This is a genomic window from Amylibacter sp. SFDW26, from assembly GCF_009184395.1.
Lineage (GTDB): Bacteria > Pseudomonadota > Alphaproteobacteria > Rhodobacterales > Rhodobacteraceae > Amylibacter.
This window is the reverse complement of the sequence record NZ_WEIC01000002.1, coordinates 46035-70305: the sequence shown is the minus strand read 5'-3', so window position 1 is coordinate 70305 and position 24271 is coordinate 46035. Positions and strand designations below refer to the sequence as shown.

The 24271-nt window shown below is 44.7% G+C and carries 20 protein-coding genes; 14 read left to right on the top strand and 6 right to left on the bottom strand.

What is annotated here, in order from left to right:
* The first annotated feature begins 18 nt into the window (after positions 1-18).
* The 5 genes from F9L33_RS06585 (at position 19) to F9L33_RS06565 (ending at position 6422) form a co-directional block, all read left to right on the top strand.
* Complete coding sequence (locus F9L33_RS06585; protein WP_152141978.1) at positions 19-552, top strand: DUF3035 domain-containing protein; 534 nt, start codon at positions 19-21, stop codon at positions 550-552.
* 105 nt (positions 553-657) lie between these two features.
* Positions 658-1989, top strand: coding sequence for a pitrilysin family protein (locus tag F9L33_RS06580; RefSeq protein WP_152141977.1), 1332 nt, complete (start codon positions 658-660; stop codon positions 1987-1989).
* A 3-nt stretch (positions 1990-1992) separates the two neighbouring features.
* Complete coding sequence (locus F9L33_RS06575; RefSeq protein WP_152141976.1) at positions 1993-3303, top strand: pitrilysin family protein; 1311 nt, start codon at positions 1993-1995, stop codon at positions 3301-3303.
* Between the two features lie 48 nt (positions 3304-3351).
* Complete coding sequence (gene mutL, locus F9L33_RS06570) at positions 3352-5187, top strand: DNA mismatch repair endonuclease MutL (protein WP_152141975.1); 1836 nt, start codon at positions 3352-3354, stop codon at positions 5185-5187.
* The gene (locus tag F9L33_RS06565) at positions 5184-6422 is read left to right on the top strand and encodes a DNA recombination protein RmuC (protein WP_152141974.1); all 1239 of its coding nucleotides are present in this window, start codon (positions 5184-5186) and stop codon (positions 6420-6422) included. Before mutL ends, F9L33_RS06565 begins: the two co-directional genes overlap by 4 nt.
* A gap of 5 nt (positions 6423-6427) precedes the next feature.
* Here the strand turns inward: F9L33_RS06565 and F9L33_RS06560 are convergent, their stop codons facing one another.
* Positions 6428-7054 (bottom strand): LysE family translocator, encoded by a 627-nt coding sequence (locus F9L33_RS06560; RefSeq protein WP_152141973.1) that lies wholly within the window; start codon positions 7052-7054, stop codon positions 6428-6430.
* 10 nt (positions 7055-7064) lie between these two features.
* Positions 7065-7451, bottom strand: coding sequence for a RidA family protein (locus F9L33_RS06555; RefSeq protein WP_152141972.1), 387 nt, complete (start codon positions 7449-7451; stop codon positions 7065-7067).
* Between the two features lie 68 nt (positions 7452-7519).
* Between F9L33_RS06555 and F9L33_RS06550 the strand changes: the two genes are divergently transcribed.
* The 3 genes from F9L33_RS06550 (at position 7520) to fdhF (ending at position 12366) form a co-directional block, all read left to right on the top strand.
* Positions 7520-8050 carry an Lrp/AsnC family transcriptional regulator gene (locus F9L33_RS06550; RefSeq protein WP_152141971.1) on the top strand — a complete coding sequence of 177 codons (531 nt, stop codon included), beginning with the start codon at positions 7520-7522 and terminating at the stop codon, positions 8048-8050.
* A 102-nt stretch (positions 8051-8152) separates the two neighbouring features.
* A complete protein-coding gene (locus F9L33_RS06545; RefSeq protein WP_152141970.1) occupies positions 8153-9433 on the top strand; it encodes a DUF3422 family protein in 1281 nt (426 codons plus the stop codon).
* Between the two features lie 155 nt (positions 9434-9588).
* A complete protein-coding gene (gene fdhF, locus F9L33_RS06540) occupies positions 9589-12366 on the top strand; it encodes a formate dehydrogenase subunit alpha (RefSeq protein WP_152141969.1) in 2778 nt (925 codons plus the stop codon).
* A gap of 179 nt (positions 12367-12545) precedes the next feature.
* On the opposite strand, the gene F9L33_RS06535 is transcribed toward fdhF, so the two are convergent.
* Positions 12546-12827: a DUF1330 domain-containing protein gene (locus F9L33_RS06535; protein ID WP_152141968.1), complete on the bottom strand. Its 282-nt coding sequence runs from the start codon at positions 12825-12827 to the stop codon at positions 12546-12548.
* Between the two features lie 39 nt (positions 12828-12866).
* Between F9L33_RS06535 and F9L33_RS06530 the strand changes: the two genes are divergently transcribed.
* Positions 12867-13799, top strand: a complete 933-nt coding sequence (locus tag F9L33_RS06530; protein WP_152141967.1) for a LysR family transcriptional regulator — start codon at positions 12867-12869, stop codon at positions 13797-13799.
* Between the two features lie 63 nt (positions 13800-13862).
* On the opposite strand, the gene F9L33_RS06525 is transcribed toward F9L33_RS06530, so the two are convergent.
* The 3 genes from F9L33_RS06525 to F9L33_RS06515 all read right to left on the bottom strand — a co-directional run bounded on the left by F9L33_RS06525 (position 13863) and on the right by F9L33_RS06515 (position 16780).
* Positions 13863-14993 carry a porin gene (locus F9L33_RS06525; protein ID WP_152141966.1) on the bottom strand — a complete coding sequence of 377 codons (1131 nt, stop codon included), beginning with the start codon at positions 14991-14993 and terminating at the stop codon, positions 13863-13865.
* 264 nt (positions 14994-15257) lie between these two features.
* Positions 15258-15473 (bottom strand): WGR domain-containing protein, encoded by a 216-nt coding sequence (locus tag F9L33_RS06520; RefSeq protein WP_226804006.1) that lies wholly within the window; start codon positions 15471-15473, stop codon positions 15258-15260.
* Positions 15474-15775: 302 nt separating this feature from the next.
* Positions 15776-16780, bottom strand: coding sequence for a LacI family DNA-binding transcriptional regulator (locus F9L33_RS06515; protein ID WP_193221986.1), 1005 nt, complete (start codon positions 16778-16780; stop codon positions 15776-15778).
* A 113-nt stretch (positions 16781-16893) separates the two neighbouring features.
* Here F9L33_RS06515 and F9L33_RS06510 point away from each other — a divergent pair, with 113 nt between their 5' ends.
* From F9L33_RS06510 to F9L33_RS06490, 5 genes are all read left to right on the top strand, one after another.
* A complete protein-coding gene (locus F9L33_RS06510) occupies positions 16894-19218 on the top strand; it encodes a DUF1989 domain-containing protein (RefSeq protein WP_226804003.1) in 2325 nt (774 codons plus the stop codon).
* 41 nt (positions 19219-19259) lie between these two features.
* The gene (locus F9L33_RS06505; RefSeq protein ID WP_152141963.1) at positions 19260-20225 is read left to right on the top strand and encodes a glycine betaine ABC transporter substrate-binding protein; all 966 of its coding nucleotides are present in this window, start codon (positions 19260-19262) and stop codon (positions 20223-20225) included.
* A gap of 66 nt (positions 20226-20291) precedes the next feature.
* Entirely contained in the window at positions 20292-21338 is a 1047-nt protein-coding gene (locus F9L33_RS06500; protein WP_152141962.1) for a glycine betaine/L-proline ABC transporter ATP-binding protein, read from the top strand.
* Positions 21339-21353: 15 nt separating this feature from the next.
* Entirely contained in the window at positions 21354-22859 is a 1506-nt protein-coding gene (locus F9L33_RS06495) for a proline/glycine betaine ABC transporter permease (protein ID WP_152141961.1), read from the top strand.
* A gap of 288 nt (positions 22860-23147) precedes the next feature.
* Positions 23148-24269: an efflux RND transporter periplasmic adaptor subunit gene (locus F9L33_RS06490; RefSeq protein WP_152141960.1), complete on the top strand. Its 1122-nt coding sequence runs from the start codon at positions 23148-23150 to the stop codon at positions 24267-24269.
* Positions 24270-24271 lie beyond the last annotated feature (2 nt).

Below are 24271 nucleotides of genomic sequence, written 5' to 3'. Positions count from 1 at the left end.
TTGGGGTGTGTGCAGCACATGAATTTTCGTCCGACTAAATTGATTTTTATGCTTGCTCTTGGCTTTTTGGTAGCCGCATGTGGGCGTGGTGAGTCTATTTTTGACAAAAATGGTGATTTCAAAATTAGAGATGCTGGGCCAGATGAATTCTCCATCATTCCGACTAAACCGTTGGAAATTCCAGAAGATACGGTCACACTACCAGAACCCACATTGGGCTCTAAAAATCGTGTTGATCTTGAGCCAGACCGTGATGCAATCACTGCATTGGGCGGTAATCCTGAACGTTTAGACAGTGAATTAATCGCAAGCGATGAGCAAGCTTTGATTGCCGCGGCTTCGCGTTCTGGCGTACCGGGTAATATTCGCGACCAAATCGACGCAGATGCTAAAGTCATTGCAAAGAAGAGAAAACCTAGATTTTTCCAACGTTGGATCGGGCATGATGGTCGGTTGCAAACGTACAAATCTGAATCACTTGACCCAGTCCTAGAAACGGATCGCTTACGTCGCCAAGGTGTTCGCACGCCTTCTGTAAGAATTGTTGAGTAAGCAAGTTAATACTTAATCATCACAAATGCGTATGTTTTATTGCCTAGGGTTTTAATTGATCCTAGGTATATTTTTGAGAAACTTTAAAAAGGCAGCGGTTTTTATATGAAAATACTCACAGGTTTTATTGCATTTATTACGTTTCTAATCCCGTCTATTTTGTACGCAGAAAACGTAACATCTTTTAATTTGGATAACGGTATGCAGGTTGTTGTGATCGAAGATCACCGTGCACCTGTAGTGACCCATATGGTTTGGTATCGTGTCGGGTCCGCAGATGAAAAGGCTGGGAAGTCGGGCATTGCACATTTCTTGGAACATTTATTGTTTAAAGGAACGGAAACGCTGAAGCCAGGCGAGTTTTCTGAAATCGTTGCCGCAAATGGTGGCCAAGAAAACGCATTTACGTCGTATGATTATACGGCTTATTTTCAAAGAGTATCTGCAGACCGTTTGTCATTGATGATGGGGCTTGAAGCCGATCGCATGCAAAATCTAATTCTTTCTGAGGAAGAAGTTCTGCCTGAACGCGATGTTGTTGTCGAAGAACGCAATTCTCGTACAGAGAATAACCCGAACTCATTATTACACGAACAACGTAATGCACTACAGTTTCACAACCATCGTTACGGTATTCCTGTGATCGGTTGGATGCATGAAATTAAACAGTTAACGCGACAAGATGCTTTAGAGTTCTATAGGACGTATTATGCGCCAAACAATGCGATCTTGATCGTCGCTGGGGATACAACACCAGAAGAAGTTCGTGCGTTAGCAACTGAGCATTACGGGCCATTGGTGCCATCTAAGGATTTGCCAGAACGTGTTCGCACACAAGAGCCACCGCATATTGCGCCGTTTAGGACAACACTGACAGATGCACGTGTACGTCAGCCACAGTTTATACGCACCTATTTGGCGGAAAGTCGTAAAGCAGGAGATCAAAAAGAAGCAGCCGCCTTGGTTATGTTGGCGGAACTTTTGGGTGGTTCAGGGCTGACATCCTATTTGGGTCAGGAATTACAATTGAAACAGAAAGTTGTAATCAACAGTTCTGCTTTTTATGACGGAACGGCTTTAGATATGGAAACGTTTGGTCTGTATATTTTGCCTGCTCCTGGAACGTCTAACGAGGATGCAGAAGCTGCTTTGGATAAAGCCATCGAAACGTTTCTGGAAACAGATGTAGATGCCGCACATTTGGAACGTTTGAAAACCCAAGCTATGGCATCGCAGATTTATGCACGCGATAGTTTGTCAGGTTTAGCGCGTGAGTATGGAACGGCTTTAACAACAGGTTTAACCATTCAAGATGTGCAAGACTGGCCTGCTGTATTGCAAGCCGTTACAGCCGAAGATGTTATGGCGGCAGCACGTAAAGTTCTTAATATTAACAATTCAGTTTCTTCTTGGCTGTTGCCAGAGACGAAAGGATAAGACATGCGATTTGTTTTCACATTTATCATTTGGTCTTTAAGTACGGCGGTTGCCTTTGCTGAAACCAACATCCAAGAAATCACATCAAAAGGTGGTATCACCGTTTGGTTAGTGGATGAGCCCAGTATCCCCTTTGTTGCGCTTGAAGTTGCCTTTAAAGGTGGCGCATCACTGGATGATGCTGATAAAATGGGCGCAACATATTTGATGACAGGGCTGTTAGAAGAAGGTTCTGGGGATATGGATGCCTCTGCATTTTCGCGTGCTACCGAAGAATTGGCTGCTGGATTTGGCTTTGATGCATCACGTGACAGTGTGTCTATTTCTGCACGGGTTTTAAAAGAGAACCAAGATCAGTCTTTGGCATTGCTTAAGCAAGCTTTAATGCAGCCAACATTTTCCGATGTAGCCTTTGCACGTGTCCAAAATCAGGTCGTATCGATTGTGAAATCGAAACAAACAGATCCGCAAGATATTGCAACGCGGGCAATGGCGGCGCTTGCATATTCAAACCACCCTTATAGCCAATCGTTAGAAGGAACTTTGGAGACAGTGACGAATTTGACCGCAGAAGATATGCGCCAAGCTCATAAGAATATCTTCGCAAAAGATCGCTTATTTGTTAGTGTCGTTGGCGATATTCGTGCTGAAGAGGTTGGCCCTATGGTCGACGCATTGTTGGGTGACCTGCCTGAAACAGGAAAAGCTTTACCACAAAAAACAGAATTTTCTGCTTCTGGTGGTGTGACTGTTGTAGACTTTGATACACCACAAGCAGTGGCAATTTGGGCACATGATGGCATGGATCGTCATGATCCTGATTTCTTTGCGGCTTATTTGTTAAACCACACATTGGGCGGCGGTGGTCTATCATCTCGTTTGACAGCTGAGGTGCGCGAAAAGCGTGGCCTTACTTACGGTGTTTATTCTTATTTAGCGCCTTTTGATTATACTAACATTTATGCTGGTGGCGTTTCGTCATCGAATGACCGGATCAAAACGGCTTTGGATGTTATCAAAGAAGAATGGCGTAAAATGGCCGAGTTTGGCGTGACTGCTGAAGAGTTGGAGGCTTCTAAGAAATATCTGACGGGCGCTTACCCGTTACGTTTTGATGGCAACGGACGGATCGCAAATTTGTTGGTTGGAATGCAGATGAGTGGTTATCCGATTGATTATCCAAAAACACGCAATGACAAGATCAATGCGGTGACGTTAGAGGATGTGAACCGTGTGGCTAAAGAGCTGTTACAACCAGAAGCGATGCGCTTTGTTGTGGTTGGTAAGCCTGAAGGTTTGGTTAACACTGATTAACCCTAAGACCACTGTCGAATCGCGAGTGTTCATGCTATCTATAGTGGTATGAACACGCATACCCCCAATATAAAGGGCGATCGACCCGAAATCCGTCAATTGGATGATGCTGCTGCAAATCGTATTGCAGCGGGTGAAGTGGTGGAACGTCCAAGCTCTGCTGTAAAAGAATTGGTTGAGAATTCTTTGGATGCGGGCGCAACGCGTATTGATATTGCTTATGCGGATGGGGGCAAGACGCTAATCCGTGTTTCTGACGATGGAATTGGTATTCCAGAGGATCAGTTGCACCTTGCTTTATCGCGTCATGCGACGTCAAAAATTGATGGAACAGATTTGTTGAACATCAGTTCTTTTGGTTTTCGCGGCGAGGCATTGCCTTCCTTGGGTGCAGTCGGTCGTTTGACGATTTCTTCGCGTGGGTTCGAGACGGATCATGCATCAGAGATCACGGTGAATGGTGGGGATATTCGCCCGATAAAACCTGTGGCGCGATCAAAGGGCACAACGGTTGAATTGAACGATTTGTTTCACGCGACCCCTGCGCGTTTGAAATTTCTGCGGACTGATCGTGCCGAGGCACAGGCGATCACAGATGTGATCAAACGTTTGGCGATGTCGGAACCCTATGTTGGGTTCACATTGCGTGATGTGTCTGGGGGCGGGCAGGGGCGTGTGACGTTCCGCTCGGACGCGCAATCGGGCGATTTGTTTGATGCTGTTTTGGGGCGGTTGCGCTCTATTCTTGGCACAGAGTTTGCGGAAAATTCTGTAGCGTTGGATTTCGAACGCGAAGGATTATCGTTGCATGGCTATGCATCGTTGCCGACCTATTCGCGCGGGGCTGCTATTGGACAGTATCTGTTTGTGAATGGGCGGCCTGTGAAGGATCGGTTGCTGTTGGGTGCTGTACGCGGCGCCTATTCAGATTACCTAAGCCGTGATCGTCATCCTGTTGTTGCCCTGTTCATCGAGTGTGATCCAACATTGGTAGATGTGAATGTGCATCCTGCTAAGGCAGAGGTACGTTTCCGCGATCCTGCTGGTGCGCGCAGTTTGATTGTGTCTGGTTTGCGCCATGCATTATCCAGTGCGGGGCATCGGGCGTCATCTACAGTGGCAGATGCCACATTGGGGGCTTTTCAGGCAGAGGCTCGACCTGTAGCACCTGTTTATCAGATGGATCAACGTTCACGCTCTACGATGGTGCCGCCTGTGCAGTCAGGGTTTGCAGATGTTCAAACCGAATACTCTGGGCGTGTGGAACCTGTTATTGAAACGGTTGAGGTCGAAGATGCCGCCGAGAAACCTCTTGGAGCAGCGCGTGCACAATTGCATGAGAATTATATTATCGCCCAAACGCCAGATGGTTTGGTTATCGTTGATCAACACGCTGCGCATGAGCGATTGGTGTATGAAAAACTGAAAAATCAAATGGCAGAGAATGGTGTGGCATCGCAGGCGTTGTTGTTGCCAGAGGTTGTTGATCTGTCTGAAAATGAACGGCTGGTCTTGATCGATGTTTTGGATGAGTTGGCGAAGTTCGGATTGGTGATCGAGGAGTTTGGCGGCAATGCAGTCTGTGTGCGCGAGACGCCTGCGATTTTGGGGGAGGTGAACGCACAAGCCTTGGTGCGTGATATCTGTGATGAACTGACGGATCAGACGACGACAAAAGTTGTGGCGGATAAGATCGAAGCGATCCTATCCCGTGTGGCGTGTCATGGATCTATCCGTTCAGGGCGCCAAATGCGCGCTGAAGAAATGAATGCATTGCTGCGCGAAATGGAAGCGACACCACATTCGGGACAATGTAACCATGGACGCCCGACCTATGTAGAATTGAAATTGGCAGATATTGAACGGTTGTTTGGGCGCACATGATAGAAATTAATGGACAAAGCTATGCATTGAATGATCCGCTGGTAATGGGCGTGATTTTAGCGACTGCTGTGCTGTTGCTTGTGGTGGTTTTGCTGATCACATCCGTGCGCCGTGCGGGACGATCGCAGAATGCGGTGGAACAAGTTGCCATGCAATTCGGACGGTTGAACGAAGATATTCAAACGCTGGGCGTCAACCAACAGCAACTGGCGGGGAACCTGCAAAGCGTTTCAGATACGCAGGCCAATGCGCAAGTGAATATGATCCAGACAATGGAGAAGCGTTTAGCTACAGTACAGCAACATATGAATGATACGCTACATACGAGCGCATTGAAATCGGCGCAATCCTTACATGAAATGCAGGAACGGATGAAAGAAAGCCTACATGGGTCATCTGAAAAAACCACGCAATCGCTGACGCAATTGCAAGAACGTTTGGCGACGATTGATAAGGCGCAGACGAATATTGAAAAGCTGTCTGGGGATGTGCTGGGTTTGCAAGATATCCTGTCGAATAAACAGACACGTGGGGCGTTTGGTGAAATCCAGCTGAACGATATCGTATCGAAAGCTTTGACACCTGAGGCGTATAGTTTTCAAGCAACTTTATCGAATGGCAAGCGTGCGGATTGTTTGATCCATCTGCCAAACCCACCTGGTCCGATTGTGATTGATTCAAAGTTCCCGTTGGAGGCTTATGAAGCGTTGCGGAATGCAGAAACAGACGAACAGGCAGTTGTTGCTGCGCGTTTGATGAAATCCTCTATACGCACACATATCAAAGCGATCAGTGAGAAGTATATTATCGAAGGTGAAACGGCAGATGGTGCTTTGATGTTCTTACCATCCGAAGCTGTTTATGCGGAACTTCATGCGAATTTCCCAGAAGTTGTGCGTGAAGGGTTCGATGCACGTGTTTGGATCGTGTCACCAACGACTTGTATGGCTACGCTGAACACAATGCGTGCTGTGTTGAAGGATGCGCGAATGCGTGAACAGGCGGGGGCTATTCGCAAAGAGCTGGGCGCGTTGTTTAAAGATGTGGAGCGCCTTGGTGGGCGTGTTGAAAATCTTGACCGTCACTTTTCACAAGCGAGTAAAGACATCGAAGACATTAAGATATCTGCGACCAAAGCAGGCACGCGGGCAAAGCGGCTTGATGCCTTTGATTTTGAAGAAATTTCGGATGCCTCTGCTGATGTGGTCAAATTGAACCCGAAAACGGGCGCGTAATTTATTCAGTTACTTGCTGTAACACTGGCCATTTTTACACCAGCAAAGATAAGCGCACCGCCTGCTGTTTTGTTGATGGTTTTGATAATCCAGTGTTTAACGCCGCCACGTACCAATCGGTCACCCATATAAGAATATGCGCCATATATGATGATTTGCAGAATAAAGGTTGTGGTACCCATCGCTAATACCTGTGGAAAGATTGCTTTAGTCACATCCAGAAATTGCGGAAGTATGGCCGCGAAATACAACAATGCTTTTGGGTTGGAAAATTCCACTAAAAAGCCTTGTGAAAAAAGCACTTTGCGGCTTTTCTGAACTGTGCTGCGATTTACACTTATGCCGCCAGATTTACTGAATATCGCGGTAAGGCCGAGATATAATAAATAAGCAACGCCAATCCATTTGATGATTGAAAACATGAGATGAGAGGCAACAATTACAGATGCAATGCCCGTTGCGGAAAATATGAAATAAGTGATGGTCGCCAACGTTATACCGAAAATACTGAATAACGTGCGTGCCAAACCATTTGATGCGCCTTGTGATGCAACCAATATGGCGGTTGGCCCTGGTGAAAAGATGATAATGGCGGTCGTAACTGTGAATAATAGGTATGTGTCAAAATTCATGATGATATCCTTACACTGCAGCGATGACTTCGATTTCGATCAACCACTTTGGGGTCAAAGTTTCGGCGACGATTGTCGTGGTTGGAATGCGACGACCCTCAAGAGCCGCTACGCGCGCATTTTCATTTTTCTTGGCATATTTGGTATCACGCAAATAGCTGGTTGTTCTTACGATATTATCGGTGTTCATTTCTGCATTTGCTAAGATGCATCTGATGTTTGACCATACAAGGGACAGCTGTTCATCTATGGTCTTAGGCGCAAGGCCTGTTTCGTCCAATCCCATTGTTCCACTGATAAACAACATGCTTGCTGCACCCGTGACTTTCATTGCATGAACATAATCTTTCGTTGCTGGGTACACGCCTTTTTTCGGGTTAACCGTTTCCATCTTCATAGTGAATATCCTTTTGCTAAATTCATAAAATGCGGATTATTATTGGATTAAAAGAAGGAAAATGCAGAATGAATAAAGATAAAGAGGATGTTCAGCCAAATGGTAAGCCTGCCCGCCCTTTAGATGCTTTTGACCGAAAAATATTAAGGGCGCTGACGACGGATGCGCGTTTGACTTATGCTGAAATCGGACAGGTTGCAGGATTGTCCGCACCTGCCGTACATGAACGCGTAAAACGTTTGCGTGCTTCTGGCGTGTTAAAAGGAACGACCACTTGTCTTGATGGAGAAGCCATTGGGAAGCCATTTTTGGCCTTTGTCCAAGTTGATGCGGAGGGCTGGGGGAAAAGTGAACGTATGATGCGTTTGCAAAAATTCCCTGAGGTAGAAGAAATCCACTCTGTTGCGGGAGATACCTGTGTGATGATGAAAGTGCGTTGCGCAAACGCGCAAGCGATGGAGGCGTTTTTGGCGCAGCTTTATATGTTGCCAGGCGTGCGTAGCACACGCAGTTATGTTGTTTTGTCCACGTATCTGGAACGTCCCATACAGGCAGAAGTAACGCAAGAATGGCCACCTATTCCGATGCCACCTGAATGATTCTGGACATAATTAAAGGGTCGCGTCACCGTGTCCCTTGCTTATATATACGTTTTTTGGGCAAGTTGGCCCGCAGAACGTAATTAAGTGGTAAGGCCCGTAATGCTTCAAGATCATCCGCAACGTGAAATGTTATCGCGCGAACTACACGCGCGACCTTTTCCAAAAGTGAATGCACCTGCATCTGTTGCATATTGGGCTATTGTGTCTGAAGGCACGCCTGATGAAGATAGAGCTATATTGTGTAAGCTGCTTAAGTTGATGGGATATGGCGATTTAAAGCCTGAGGGGAGCCACTTTTATAGCCGTTTGGGTGAATATGAATTGAAATGGGAAAGGCACACAGAGTTTGTGTCATATACATTGTTTATCAAACGCGAAACATCAGAACTTTTTCAGAGCAATCCACATGATCATTTCCCTAAAGAGTGGATGGACAAATTTGATGGGCAAATTTTGACATCCTGCTTTTTGGATATTTTGGGTCCTTTTGGACAAAAGGAAGCGGAAGGTTATGTTACCAAAGAGTTTTTCAAGCACTTTTCTGCAGAAAGTTTAGCAGTAAATTATGTTCTGAACCGCGAAGCTGTTGTTGCTAGTGATTTCACTATGGATGAAAGTGGGCATATCAAGCTTGTTGTTATGGCCATAGGGCAAGTTGGTGAGAATCGTTTAGGGCGAATTGTTCAACGTTTGTTTGAAATTGAAACATATAAGTCATTAGCAATGCTAACTTTACCTGTCGCACGGGATATATTTGCGCAAGTCGGGGTTTTAAATAAAAGTTTAACAGGTGCTGTACATGCCATTGCAGAAGGTGAGGGGACGTCGCAAGATCGTTTGGATGCGTTATTGTCCGTAGCTGCAAAAATCGAATATTTGCAATCTCAAAGCTCTTATCGTTTTAGTGCGGTAGAGGCTTACAATGCGATTGTTACACAGCGCATTCAGGTTTTGCGCGAAGAACGGTTGCAAGGTCGTCAAACTTTTACTGAATTTATGATGCGCAGGTTTGATCCTGCGATGCGGACATGTGAGTCGGCGCAAGCCCGTTTGCGGGATATTTCAGCGCGTGCAGCGCGTGCATCAGATTTGTTGGCAACACGGGTGACTGTGCGTACTAACGAACAGAACCGGGCGTTGCTGCATCAAATGGATGAACGGGCGTCGTTACAATTGCGTTTACAAGAAACTGTTGAAGGTTTGTCTGTGGTTGCGATCAGTTATTATGCTGTTAATTTAGCGACTTACCTGCTGATACCCGTTGCCAAAATATTCCACTTTGAAAAGTGGCAATTGACGGCTGCATTGATCATTCCAACAGTTTTGATCGTCTGGGGTATGATCCGCCGAATTAAGCGGCATGTAACAAAAGACGAGTAATGCCGATTTAGAACGTTTGTTTCCGATTATGTGCTTTTAACCCTGTTTTTAGGCCTAAAGGCGCATTTGAGCTATGCTACGTCGGGAATCCGAATTGCGTTTTCGCATATAAATTGCATAAATATCGTTAGCCTTTGCCAATAGGAGCATGCCACGTGTCTGATATCATCAAATTTACATTAGACGGAAAAGAAGTTTCCGCTCAGAAAGACGAAACAATCTGGGAAGTTGCGAAGCGTGAAGGGACGACCATTCCGCACCTGTGCCATTCTGGTAAAAAGGGGTATCGCTCTGATGGGAACTGTCGCGCTTGTATGGTGGAAATCGATGGCGAACGCACATTGGCCGCGTCCTGTATCCGCACACCATCCGAAGGCATGGTTGTAAAAAGCGAATCTAATCGCGCAGAAACAGCGCGTAAGATGGTTATGGAATTATTGGTTGCAGACCAGCCAGCCCAAGAAGAAGCGCATGATAAGTCTTCACATCTATGGGATATGGCGGAGATGCAAGGCGTGTCAGAAAGTCGCTTTCCGCAAATTGAGCAACCGCGTGTGCCACTGTTGGATGACAGTCACGTTGCGATGTCTGTGAATTTGGATGCTTGTATTCAGTGTAACTTGTGTGTGCGCGCCTGTCGTGAAGTACAGGTAAACGATGTGATCGGTATGGCTGGTCGGGGTGCTGATGCAAAGATTGTATTTGATATGGATGACCCAATGGGAACATCCAGCTGTGTGGCCTGTGGTGAATGTGTGCAAGCGTGTCCAACAGGAGCGTTGATGCCAGCGAAAGCTGTTGATGAAAACCAAGTGGGCGATAGCAAAGATTTCGACCGCGAAGTGAAATCTGTTTGTCCGTTCTGCGGTGTTGGCTGTCAGATCAGCCTGAAAATCAAAGACGATAAAGTGGCATGGGTCGATGGCATTGATGGTCCTGCGAACGAAAACCGTTTGTGCGTGAAAGGTCGTTTTGGTTTTGACTATATCGACCACTCACACCGTGTAACGAAGCCGCTGATCCGTAAAGAAGGCGTGCCAAAAGGTCTGAATGTTGATCCAGGTAACCCATTGACGCACTTCCGTGAAGCATCATGGGAAGAAGCAATGGAAGCTGCAGCTGGTGGTTTGGCAAAGCTGCGCGATACTGAGGGCGGCAAATCTGTTGCTGGTTTCGGGTCTGCGAAATGTACAAACGAAGAAGCATATTTGTTCCAAAAATTGATCCGTCAAGGTTTTGGGCATAACAACGTAGATCACTGTACCCGTTTGTGTCACGCATCATCCGTTGCTGCGTTGTTGGAAAATGTGGGTTCTGGTGCTGTTACTGCAACATTTAACGAAATTGAAAACGCAGATGTGGCGATTGCGATTGGGTGTAATCCAATTGAAAACCATCCAGTTGCGGCGACATACTTTAAGCAATTCACCAAACGTGGTGGTAAGCTGATTGTTATGGATCCACGCGGTGTTGGTTTGGGTAAGCATGCGACACACCGTCTTAAGTTCCGCCCAGGTACGGACGTTTCAATGTTGAATGCGATCATGCATACGATTGTGGAAGAAGAACTATATGATAAGCAATATATCGAAGCTTACACAGAAAATTGGGAAGCTCAGAAGAAACACTTAAAAGATTTCAGCCCCGAAAAAATGGCACCACTTTGTGGTATCGAAGCCGAAGAACTGAAAGAAGTTGCACGTCTCTTTGCCAATGCAAATGCGGGCATGATTTTCTGGGGGATGGGTGTTTCCCAACACATCCACGGCACAGATAATTCACGTTGCTTGATCTCGTTAGCTTTGATGACAGGTCAAATCGGCCGTCCAGGTGCTGGTTTGCACCCATTGCGAGGTCAAAACAATGTACAAGGTGCATCTGATGCGGGCTTGATCCCGATGTTTTTACCCGATTACCAAACAGTTACGGACGATGGTGTGCGGTCTGCCTTTAATGAAGTTTGGAACAGTGATGTTGATTTCGGCGCTGAAAAAGGTCTGACTGTTGTGGAAATCATGGACGCTGTTCATGATGATAAAATCAAAGGCATGTACATCCTTGGTGAAAATCCTGCGATGTCTGACCCTGATGTAGAACACGCGCGTGATGCACTTGCAAAACTAGAGCATTTAGTTGTGCAAGATATCTTTGTGACGGAAACAGCAAACTATGCTGATGTTATTTTGCCTGCTTCTGCATTCGCAGAGAAAAATGGCACAGTGACAAACACAAACCGTCAGGTTCAAATGGGCCGCCAAGCTGTGACACCTCCGGGTGAGGCGCGTGAAGATTGGGCGATTACAACGGAATTGGCACGACGTTTGGGCTTGGATTGGGATTACACACATCCATCGCAAATCTTTGCTGAGATGAAGATGAACATGGCGTCATTGGATAACATCACATGGGATAGATTGGAAAATGAAGCGGTGACATATCCGTCATTATCCCCAGAAGACCCTGGTCAGGCGATTGTGTTTGGCGACGGTTTCCCACGTCCAGAAGGTCGTGCGAAGTTTACACCTGCTAGCATTATTGCACCTGATGATGTGCCAGATGCTGAATATCCAATGATCCTGACTACGGGTCGCCAGTTGGAGCATTGGCACACAGGATCGATGACACGTCGTTCAACGGTATTGGATGCGGTTGAACCAGAAGCGAACTGTTCATTGCACCCGAAAACCTTACGCGCATTGGGTGTTGAGCCGGGTGGCATGATCCGATTGACGACAAAACGAGGCTCTATAACCGTGATGGCGCGTGCGGACCGTGCAATTGCAGAAGATATGGTATTTTTACCGTTTGCATATGTGGAAGCAGCTGCGAATGTTCTGACAAACTCTGCGCTTGATCCGTTTGGTAAAATCCCAGAGTTTAAATTCTCGGCTGTGAAGGTAGAGAAAGTATCAGACGCGATCGCAGCGGAATAGGTATTGGAATATTTGGCTGCAGATTTTATGCAGCCAAATTATACATTTCATAAAAGTAAGTGATCAGAATTAAAATGTTATTCTGATCCCAGTCCCAATGATGAAGTCACTAATGTGGTCACCCCCAACGACGTCAGCGTCATTTACGGCTTCATCCAGATCCGGATAAGCCCCTTCTTCTAACCTATTATCATCATGGATAAATCGCCTGAATTTCGACGTAAACGATGAGTTTCTTGAAGTGATGGGTCTTCCATCCAAGCTGTGATGGCAAGTTTATCTGGGAAAGTTAAAATTACAGCAATATCGGGTGCTTGCCTTGAGCCATCTATAATTTCATTGGCTTTACCAACAGTAAGAACAGAGCATCCATGCGCTTGCAAAGCTGGCGCAGCGACTTCTTTATATTTTGCGAAAGTTTCTGGGTTGGTAATTTTTAAGTCTAGGTAAACATAAACCATATCTATCTCCTTGTGATGTAAATGACATAGCCGTGTTTAATGCATGCAAAAACACGTGAAAAATATTTAAGTATGTGCAAAAATGCATGTATGGGCGCTGATTGGGAAGATATAAAAACTGTCCTTTGCTTGATAGAAGGTGGATCATTAGCGAAAGCTGGTGAAATGCTTGGCGTGAATTATACGACTGTAGCGCGCCGTATTACGCGTATTGAAAGAACCTTAGGCCAACAATTATTTTTAAAGGCTAAATCAGGATATAAGCCAACAGAAGCAGGACTACAGGTTGGCCAAACAGCAAGGCGTATGGACGAACACAATAGTGAATTACAACGATCACTTCTAGCACGGGAAGATGTCTTAAGTGGTGTGTTGACAATTACTGTTCCACCTTTGTTGGTTGGACCTTTTCTTACGGATGTATTTGCAGCTTTTAAAGAACGGTACCCAAATGTTGAACTGAATATCAGGGCTACAAATCATGCTTTGGACTTGAATAAACCAGAGGCTGATATTGCAATTCGTATTAGTAATACACCTGATGAGACATTGGTTGGGCAACGATTGGCAAGACAAAGGTCAGCATCATTTGCATCTGTTGGTCTCGCTAAGATGTTAAGAGAAACCCCAACACAGCCTATTCCATGGGTTGGGTTGTTAAATACAAAAGGTGCGCCAAAAGCATCGCTGCGAAATTATCCGAATGCAGAAATTGTTTACCGATTTGATGATATGTCCGCGATATTAGGCGCAGTTCAATCGGGCCTAGGGGTCGCCCGAATGCCAATGTTTTTGGGGCAATCAGATGGTGTTGTTCAGCTTCCGATCCTACAGCCGCAACCATATTGGGATATTTGGGTTCTAACGCATGCGGATTTGCGCAAAGCGCCAAAAGTACGAGCTTTTAAAGATTTGTTGATCCCGTATTTTAAGAGACGTGCTGCAGATTTTTGGGGTGAGGATTGTGTGTAAAATAAAAAACTGACCTAAATGAATAGGTCAGTTTTCTTGGATTGGGATATCCTGGCGGGTTGTTTAGAAACTGAATTTAGCGCCTAAACCAAGAACAGTACCGCTTACATCATCGGAACCATTTGCTACGCCTGCATCATTCAACTGCTCAGTAAAGTCTACATCAGCAAGGAATGCGGACACTTTAAAGTTTTTGTTAACAGTATATGTTGCTGCCGCAATAAGTATATCAAGCTCTTCGCGAGAGTTTGTAATAGCGTTTTCATCATCGATGTTCTCACCGTTGAAATAAGTTAAAGAGTAACCCCAAGGGCCATTCGAGTAACCAATACCTACGTCATATGAACGACCATCGTCTGTTGGTGTACCATCTTGTTCTGCATATGAACCACCAATAGTGAATCCATTCCAACCTAGGTTAATACCACCCCCCCAGATTTCTGGATCATTAGGTGTACCAGCTGTGCCGCTTGCAATGCCGTAGCGTGCTGATAATCCGAGATCTAAACCACCGAATGAATGATCATAAGATGCACCAATATCTACAAAGTCTGTTGGGCCAGTTGCAACTGCGTTATTATCAACTGGGCCACTACCTTCGCCACCGTCACGCGCGTATGAAATACCTGCTTTGAAGCCTGCGAATTTCGGAGTGAAGTATGTAATACGGTTGGCGTCATTGTTGCGAGCATTTTCTAGGAATGTTGTCCCTAGTGTGCCGCGGAAAAAATCATCACCAGTGTTTACACCGCCGGCTGCTCCAGAAAATGGAATAAAGGCTGTTAGTGAGCTAGAGTTAGCGAAAATGAGTGATACATCTGGAGCACTTTTTGTAAGTTTGTATCCAGCAGAGTTTTCAGAGCCGATAACAAGTTGACCAAAGTTACCTGTGATTGTGATGAATGATTCATCGATTTGATCGCCATTTGCACCAGAGTCAGCTTCTAGCTGAATTTCGGCACCAATTTTGATACCGTTGTCTAATGTAAGTGATGGTTTGAAAATAATTTCAGCATTTGTAAAAACATCCGCGCCATCAAAATCAGTGCCAGCAGGGCCATCGACCGAGGTAAAACTTAGGATGGCGTTATAAAAACCACCGACTTTAACTTCTAATGCATTGTCTGCAGCATTTGCTGCACCAGTAAAACCTACGATGGCTACTGCTGTTGTGCACAATAACGAATTCTTCATTGTGAATATCTCCCATAAAGTGAAGTTGCGTTAACGCTTTCTTGGGTGATTTATTCATTTGATGGTAGTAAATTTTTTGTAAGTTATTGTTTTATAACGTAAATGTAAATAAATTCTCACGATAATTCTCATAGGCGTGTGGTCAATTACATTAAGTTTCACAGGTCTGTGTTTGTGTGAATATCATTTATGACATCAGCGTGAAGTGACCCAATCTACATATGTGTAATAGGCTTGGGGAAAACAGATCAGATGCTTTTGAAATTAAACTTTTTGATACCCGCGACGAAGATTCGTTTTACGAATGCTGTCAGCTGCATGTGATGCACTTAATAGATCCGGGAAAAGATCAATGATTTGTCGCCCATTACCACCAACACGGCCCCATTCCCGAAGAACTGAGAATTCTTCGAAAAGATTTGCGCAAATCTCTATTCGGTAAAACCGAGCAGAGGTTTTTTTAGGGTCGTCGTTTAACATAAGGCAGCATGTCATAAATCGATTCTAACAAGCTGTGATTCAGGGCTCAAGTAAATTATTGAATGTCTTTCGCCAAATGTCCTTTGTAACGTGCGAGTAGCCCGCATAAAGGCGCGCTTAAAATGGAAAAGACCGTTTCCTCGTATTCACGTGTTTCGCTGTTGGGTAATAAAAAGGTGGCATTGGAATACCTAGAAACCACCCTTTACCTTAGGATGAAAACTACAGACCCGTGAGTGAGTAGTCGTGAACAAGGCTTGGTGCTGGTCTTTACATTGATGCGAGCATAGGCTTGTTCGCACTTAAGTGGTTTCTCTTTTTAAAAGATGCCCTGATAACTTAACGCTATCAATTGGCTTTCCTGTGTTTAAGAAACTACAGACTTCGTCAGCAGCATGTTTTCCCATGTCTTTTACAGAAAGTTCAATCGATGTCAGTGGAGGGACAGTGTGCTCAGCCCATTCTAAGTTGTCAAAACCCATTACTGCAACATCATTTGGAATGCTGATATTGTTGCGCTGTAATTCAAATAATACGCCCAAAGCTAACACATCTGATAGACAGAAGATTACGTCTGGCCTTTGGCCCGATGAAATTATTCTTCGAGTTGCTTGGCAGCCACCATCTATACTTAATGCGACTTCCATGTAGTTTACATCGCTAAAGCGGTTATCTGACTTGATACCTTCTAAACGGTCACGTGTACGGTCATTATCGGTTGTTGGTCCGTGTATGACAGCGACAGTATTATACTGCTTTTCAATAAAATGGTTTAAGGCAAGCTTTGATATGGCCGCATTATCATAACCGATAGAGGGGTAATCTGCATTAGGATCATAATATGATGTTATGATAACTGGCACGTTAAAACGTTTAACTAATGCATCAAATTCTAGGCTACGTTGCTTGCCAGATACGATCAATGCTTCAGCGCCCATGTTTAGCAATGCTGTGGCTTGTTCGAATTCTGTTTTGGGGCTGCCATTGGTTGTAGAGATAACTAAGGAATGTTTGTGATCTGACAACCGTTTTTCTAATGCTTCCAGAAATTTAGAAAAAATGGCGTGATCTAATGTTGGCACTAAGGCGCCAACTGTACGGGTGCGCCCTGAGTTCAAGGCGCGTGCCATCGGACTTGGTGAAAAGCTTAATTTTTGGATCACATCATTTACATGATCTTTTGTTTTTTTTGTAACGCTTGGTGAATTATTTAAAACGCGTGAAACTGTTGCAATAGAAACGTTTGCTGTACGCGCAACGTCTTTTAGCGTTGCCTTCTTTTTGGGTAAATTTCTTATACTGCTCATTCTACTATAATAAACAAATCTTTCGAAAGTTAAATGGGTGATTGACTCATGTAACCGTTTACATTTATTACGCATGTAAACGGTTACATTGATTCGACTTGCGGAGTTAAAAATTGGAAATCCAAAATTTATTCAGTTTCAAGAATGGGATGCATGACCCCGTTGGGCGTGTGTTTCCTGGAATGGATGCACCACATACTTCGCTATCGTGGGAATTAGACCCGCGCCAAGCGAAAATGTTTGATCTTAATGAGGGTGATTTGTTGTCTCTAACGGGGCTTTCGTCCATCGACCAAATTTCAATCGTTGCTTTTGATGATAATGGCCGTGACGCATTATCTGCGATCAATTTGATATCCAACGCCTGCTTAAATTTAGCATCATTTGATGCGAGGCAATTTACAGGTTGGTATGTCGCTAACGGTGGTGATTTAAATCAAGACATTCCATGTAAACATGTTTTAACGGATGAAGACCTTCTAATTCTTAAAGCAAAATCTAAATGCCAAGTGTGGGTTGCACTTACCCAAAATGTCGATAACTTTATTGCTGGTGGTGCTGTTGGGGCCATTTCTGTCAGTATGCAAAGGGCGAGCCCAAACTCATTATTATTACCTCCTCCATTAGCTGAGGTTAGAGATGAATTTACGATCTCACGTGCAACAGCCCAATCTTATGAATTAAAAAAAGGTGAGGTTGTCCAAGTCATTGATGTGCAAGGTCAGCAATGTTCAGATTTCATGGCTTTCCGTGCAGATGGTTTGATGAAAGGGTTGGAGCAGCGGATTGATAGTACCGTCACGCGTACTATGGTTGGCGGCGCATACCCAACACCTGGTATGTTCGATAAATTTTACGATTCGGAAATGCGCCCACTTTTAAATGTTGTTCAAGATACAGTAGGGCGTCACGATACATTTGCATTGGCATGCACCGCTCGCGGTTATGAAGAGCGTGGATTTCCAGGGCATGTAAATTGTTCGGATAATATTTCAAGTGCCGTTGAAAGCTATGGAGTGCAACGCAGAAATGCATGGCCTGCGATCAATTTCTTTTTCAATTCATGGATCGATCATGGGGATAATCATATCCAGTCCGAAGAGTCGTGGTCGCGAGCAGGGGACTATATTGCGTTAAAAGCAATGGATGATTTAGTTTGTGTCAGCACCGCTTGCCCAGACGATATTGATCCGATCAATGGTTGGAACCCAACAGATATTCACGTCAGAATTTATAAATCAGATGAGCCGATAAGACGGTCAATAGGATATAGAGAAAAGGAAAATGCAGTTTTGTCTATAAGTGAAGAGTCCGCATTTCAAAGTTGTACAGAAAAGCTTACTCAGCAGTTTGCGCCAGCACGCGACCTTTGGGCGCCTATTTCATACCCATCTTTGGGGACTTTGGGGGAATATTGGAAATGTCGCAATGCTGTGACATTACAAGATATGAGTGGCTTGCGAAAATATGATATCGTAGGGCCTGATGCTGAAAAATTATTGCAAAAGGCAATGACGCGCGATGTAGCAAAATTGGCAGTTTGGCGCGGCTCTTATTTGTTGATTTGTGACGCACAGGGTACGGTTATTGATGATGGCACATTATTTAGGTTGGGACCACAATTGTTCCGTTGGTGCTGTGGTACGGAAGAAAGCGCACGCGTGCTAACTGAGCTTGCAGAAACTGATGGCCTACAAGTGCGAATTAATGCAATGCGCAGCGCTTTGCCTAATCTTGCATTACAAGGCCCGCGATCACGTGATGTATTGCGAAAACTTGTTTTTACACAGCCTCACGTTCCTGCTCTTGATGATTTGAAATGGTTTGGCGTGACTATGGCGCGTCTGAACAATAGAGATGGGATACCATTTATGTTGTCTCGTTCAGGATATACTGGTGAGCTTGGCTATGAGTTGTTCTGCGATAAATCACATGCCCCAGAATTATGGAATGCGCTTATGGAAGCTGGCGAAGAGTTTGGGATTGCCCCAATGGGTACTGCGGCCTTAGAGACCATTCGTATTGAAGCAGGTTTGGCCGCAGGTGGCGCAGAATTTGCAGCAGATGTTGATGCTTTTGAAGCAGGTTTAGGCTTTGCCGTTGATCTGCGTAAAGCTGATTTTATCGGTAAAGCTGCGCTTGAACGTAATTCTGAAAATCCAAGACGCGTTTTGAAAGGCTTGATTTTAGACTGTGATGATATCCCGCATCATGGCGCACATATTTATTTAAATGAGCGCCCTGTGGGTGTAGTGACCTCGGCCACGCGGTCCCCAACATTAGAAACAGCAATTGCAATCGGGCGTGTTGCGATTGAGCAAGCTGAAAATGGAACGATATTAGAAATTGGACAGATGGGCGGTCATATGAAGCGCCTCAAAGCAACGGTAACGGATATCCCATTTGTGGATCCGCAACGTAAACGTGCACGTGCGTAACCACGTGTAAATTATAAAAAATAACCAACTAGGAGATAATAATGAAACATCTTAAGTCATTCGCCATTGCTGCGACTGTGGCATTAACTGCCTCAAGCGCTATGGCACAAGAAAAAGTTATGATTGGTGAGCCAAGCTGGCCAGGTGCTAAAATTATGGCGAACCTTATCGGCCAAGTTATTACAGATCGTTTAGGTGGCGAAGTGGGCTACGCACCAGGCGCAAATGCTGTTATTTTTGCTGCTATGGACGGTGGCCGTGGTGATATCGATGTGCACCCAGATGTTTGGCTGCCAAATCAATCATCTTTCACAGATGAATATGTCGACCAGAAAAAATCAGTTTCCTTGTCTTCTGGTTCATATGAAGGTCGTACAGGATTTTGCACACCAAACTATATGGTTGAAAAGCACAATATTAAGTCTGTATTCGATTTAGGGACACCGGAAGCACAAGATTTGTATGATAAAGATGGCGATGGCAAAGGTGAAATCTGGATCGGCGCATCTGGTTGGGCATCAACAAACATCCACAAAGTTAAAGCGCGCGATTATGGTATTGATACCTTCCTTGAGCCAACAACAGAGGATGAAACAGTGTTTTATGCTGGCTTAAAAGACGCTATCGCAGATGAAAAAGGCGTGGTCTTCTATTGCTATAAACCACACTACGTTCATGCATTATATCCTGTCACGATCTTGGAAGAGCCAGAGCACACAGAGGATGGCTTTAAAATGGTAACACCAGACCAAGATGCGGACTGGTTTAATAAATCAAAAATCACGACAGGTGATAAAGTTAAGACAGTGAAAGTTGCGTATTCAAATTCTTTGAATTCACGGAATGAAGCCGCCGCAGCTTTCCTTGCTAACATCGATATGAATTCTGACGCTTTGTCTGAGCTCACATATAAAGTTGTTGTGCAAGGCAATGAAATTGATGGTGTTGTTGCTGAGTGGATTGCAGCAAATGGTGACACTGTCGATACTTGGCTTGGTGTAAACTAAGGCATCTCTCCCTGACTTCCTTGGCGGTTTTTCACCGCCAAGGCTTTTAAATGAAAGGATGAAAAAGTGTCGGATAATATTGCGATCGATGCACGTGGGGTGTGGAAGATATTTGGAGATAGAGCAGAAGAAGCTTTAGCGGCTATTCATGCCGAAGGGCTGAGTAAAGCAGAAGTTCTCGAAAGATATGGATGTGTTGTCGGTGTTGCAGATGCCAGCTTTGAAATTCAGGAAGGTGAATTATTTTGTGTTATGGGGCTTTCTGGCTCGGGTAAATCTACACTTGTTCGCCATGTAAACCGTTTGTTGGAACCAACTGCAGGTAAAATTTTGATTGGTAATGACGATGTCATGGGACTGGATGATGTTGCATTACGTGATTTGCGCAACCGTCGTGTCGCCATGGTTTTTCAAAGTTTTGGTTTGATGCCGCACAGAACGGTGCGAGATAATGTTGCTATGCCGCTAGAAATTCGTGGCACAGGTAAAGCGCGCCGTTGGGAAGAAGCTGACCGTGTGCTAGAGCTTGTCGAATTGACAGGTTGGGAAGATAAATACGCCCATGAATTATCTGGTGGTATGCAGCAGCGCGTAGGTTTGGCTCGTGCGATTGCATCTGACCCTGAAATTCTATTGATGGATGAGCCATTCTCGGCACTCGACCCTTTGATCCGTAAGCAATTACAAGATCAATTCATGGACCTGTCACAAAAACTGAAAAAAACAACAATGTTTATCACGCATGATCTGGATGAAGCGATCCGTATCGGTGATCGTATTGCCATTATGAAAGATGGTCGAATTGTTCAAACAGGTACGCCAGAAGAGATTATTCTGAACCCTGTTGATGATTACGTGTCCGACTTTGTTGCTGGTATATCCAAGTTGAGCATGGTTGCGGCGCATAATGTGATGAAATCTGTTGATGAATTTGAAAAGAAACATGGTGATATTCCTAAGGATGCCAAAGAGGCGCATACATCGATGGATTTAAATGACTTGATGGACTTGTGCGTGGATGGTCACGGTATTGTTGCTGTTTCTGATGGGAATAAAACCGTTGGCGTTATTAATCGTGCGGGTTTGATCCGTGCAATCCAGAACAGCCAATAGTGATCGGGGGATAAGATGGGACAAATACAAGAAAAAACTCAAGAGCAAATGAATACCCTAATCGATGAATTTGTAGGGCAAGGGCAAAGCTACTATCGGAAAGTTTTCGGTTATATGATGGAAGCACCTGGCTATAGGTTTACAATAAACTGGGTCGCGGGTTTGCTCGGTCCAGTTTGGTTCGGTGCTCGTGGTTTATGGTCATGGTTTTTGACATTTTTGCTATTGGAAACCTTTGCATATATCCAAATAGGGCGCGGTTTGTTTGGCGACTTGGGGCGCGAATTTCGACAACGTGCTGAAAGTATCGCATCAACATTAGATTTGCGATACCAGCAGATTGCAGCAGCTGAACAATCAGGGTCCTCATCATTAGAGGCCCTTAAAAGAGCGGCTGCATCCTTAGAGAGTGCATTGGCGAAGGCAAGCGAGGCTGCAACATCTGCGGATGCGACAGGATCAATATATATCTTAACGGGTATTGTTCTACTGCTTGCCATTAAGTTCGGAGCAGCGGTATTGGCCAATTGGTCATTGGAAAATCAATTTACACGGTGGCGGTCTAACCGTAATGTCTTGAATGGGTTTTCAATGAGACGAATGGTCGTATCATTACTTTTGACTCTTTTTGTCGTCGTTATTTCAGCTGCAAAATTTGCGCAACCCGATGCCTTTCCAATACTGTCTGCATTTCCAACTGATCGAAATTGGCGCTTGAATGTTGGTGACGGAGTGCAAGCTGGCTTTGATTGGACAAAGATTCATGGGCGTGGCTTTTTTGATGCGATTACAACTGGTATGCGTACACTGCTTGACTGGATTGAAGTTGTGTTGGTTCAAACTCCTTGGCCTGTCGTAACGTTGATTATTGTTATGTTGGCGTATCTGTCAGCGGGTGCCCGAGTTGCGATCTTTACTGGTGCTGCGCTGGCTTATCTTGGCCTTTTGGATTTCTGGGAAAAAGCGATGACAACAGTTGCTTTGTTGGGTGCTGCGGCGATGATTTCCATCACGCTTGGTATCCCTCTTGGTATTTACTGTGCACGCCGTCCAAGGATGTTTGCGATTGTGCGCCCAATTCTTGATTTCATGCAATCGATGCCATCTTTCGTTTATCTTATCCCTGTTGTTGCTTTTATTGGTTCAGGTAAACCAGCCGGTGTTGTGGCAACGATGATTTTTGGTAGCCCACCTGTCATTCGCTTTACGGTTTTAGGCCTTCAGCAAGTTCCTGACACTGTTCGTGAAGCTGCTTTGGCTTTCGGTGCAACACCACGATATCTATTGTGGCGTGTAGACTTACCATTGGCCGCTAAAACGATCATGGCTGGAGTTAACCAAACAATTTTGCTGTCATTAGCAATGGTCGTTGTTGCCTCGCTTATTGGTGCAAAAGGGCTTGGTGAAGATGTACTCGAAGCTTTGCAGTATGCAGCAGCAGGGCAAGGAATCTTAGCAGGTTTAGCAATTCTGTTTTGTGCTCTAATTCTTGACCGAATTGTCGCTGGTAAACAAACATAGAGAGTATGGTTGGAATTGGGCGTGATATGTTAAATGCTTTGCGCCCAATTTCTGCGAAAATATAAATAATGTGTAAACTATTTTAATTATACTAAACAATTGCTTATAAATTGAGTGGGTGGCACATTATGCCACCTATTTTTTTAAGGGCGCCAATTATTTTGCCATAACATGTGCACTTATGCGCATTGTACTCTATAATATATATATTATGGTTATTAAAAATGTGTCACCATTTTTTTAATAATGCTCTATGTGATTTATAGATTCTCCCAAGGAATATCGACTATGAGATTTAGTACTTTTGCGGCTTTGTTTTTATTAGGGAACTTTATGTCTCCTGCAAATGCACAGCAGCCGCCGCCGCCTGTTACAGTTGCAAAACCTGTGGTTAAGAACATTATCGAACAGGATGAGTTCGTAGGGCGTTTTGCTTCTAAGTCTGAGGTGATGCTACGTGCACGCGTGTCTGGATATTTAAGTGCCGTACATTTCAAAGATGGTGCATTGGTAAATAAAGGTGATCTTTTATATACAATTGATCAACGCACATTCGAAACGGCTTTGCGCCAGGCGCAGTCGCAAATTAATATTGCAACAGCAGCACATAAATTTGCCAAAGAACAGTTGGAGCGTGCTGAAGCTTTAGTGAAAAACGGTAATATTTCACGAAGTACTGTGGATGAGCGCCAAGAAGCTTTTTTGGCTGCGCAAGGTACTTTGGAGCAAGCTAAATCTGCAGAAGAATTGGCAAAGATTGATTTGGAATTTACTGAAATTCGCGCACCAATTTCAGGCCGTATTGATCAAAATCTAGTATCTGCGGGCAACTTAATTAACCAGAATGAAACCGTGCTGACATCTATTGTCTCTGGCGATCCGATTCATTTCTTTTTCGATATCGATGAGCGTTATTTCCTTGCTTATGCAAGAGATGCGCGTGCGCGCGGCAGTGTTATCCAAGAAGGAGCTGGTGGACTTGAAGTTACTATTAAGCTGTCTGACAATAAGATTGCGCCGCAAAAAGGTTTTTTGGATTTTTCTGAAAATCGCATAGATGAGCAAACTGGTACAATGCGTGTACGTGCTATTTTAGATAATCCTGATGGGATATTAACACCAGGTTTATTTGGTACAGTTATCGTTCCTGGGTCTTTGCCTTACAAAGGTATCCTTATCCCAGACGCGGCATTGGCTACAGATCAAAACCGACGCGTTGTTATGGTGATCGATGAAGAGGGTAAAGCCAAAGGGAAGGTTGTTCGCCCAGGTCCCATGCATGATGGCTATCGGATCATCCGCTCTGGTTTGGACGGCAGCGAGCAAATCGTTATCGAAGGTTTATTACGCGCGCGCCCTGGTGCGACGGTAACGCCTGAACTAATCGAATTACCATTGGTTGCGGAATAAGA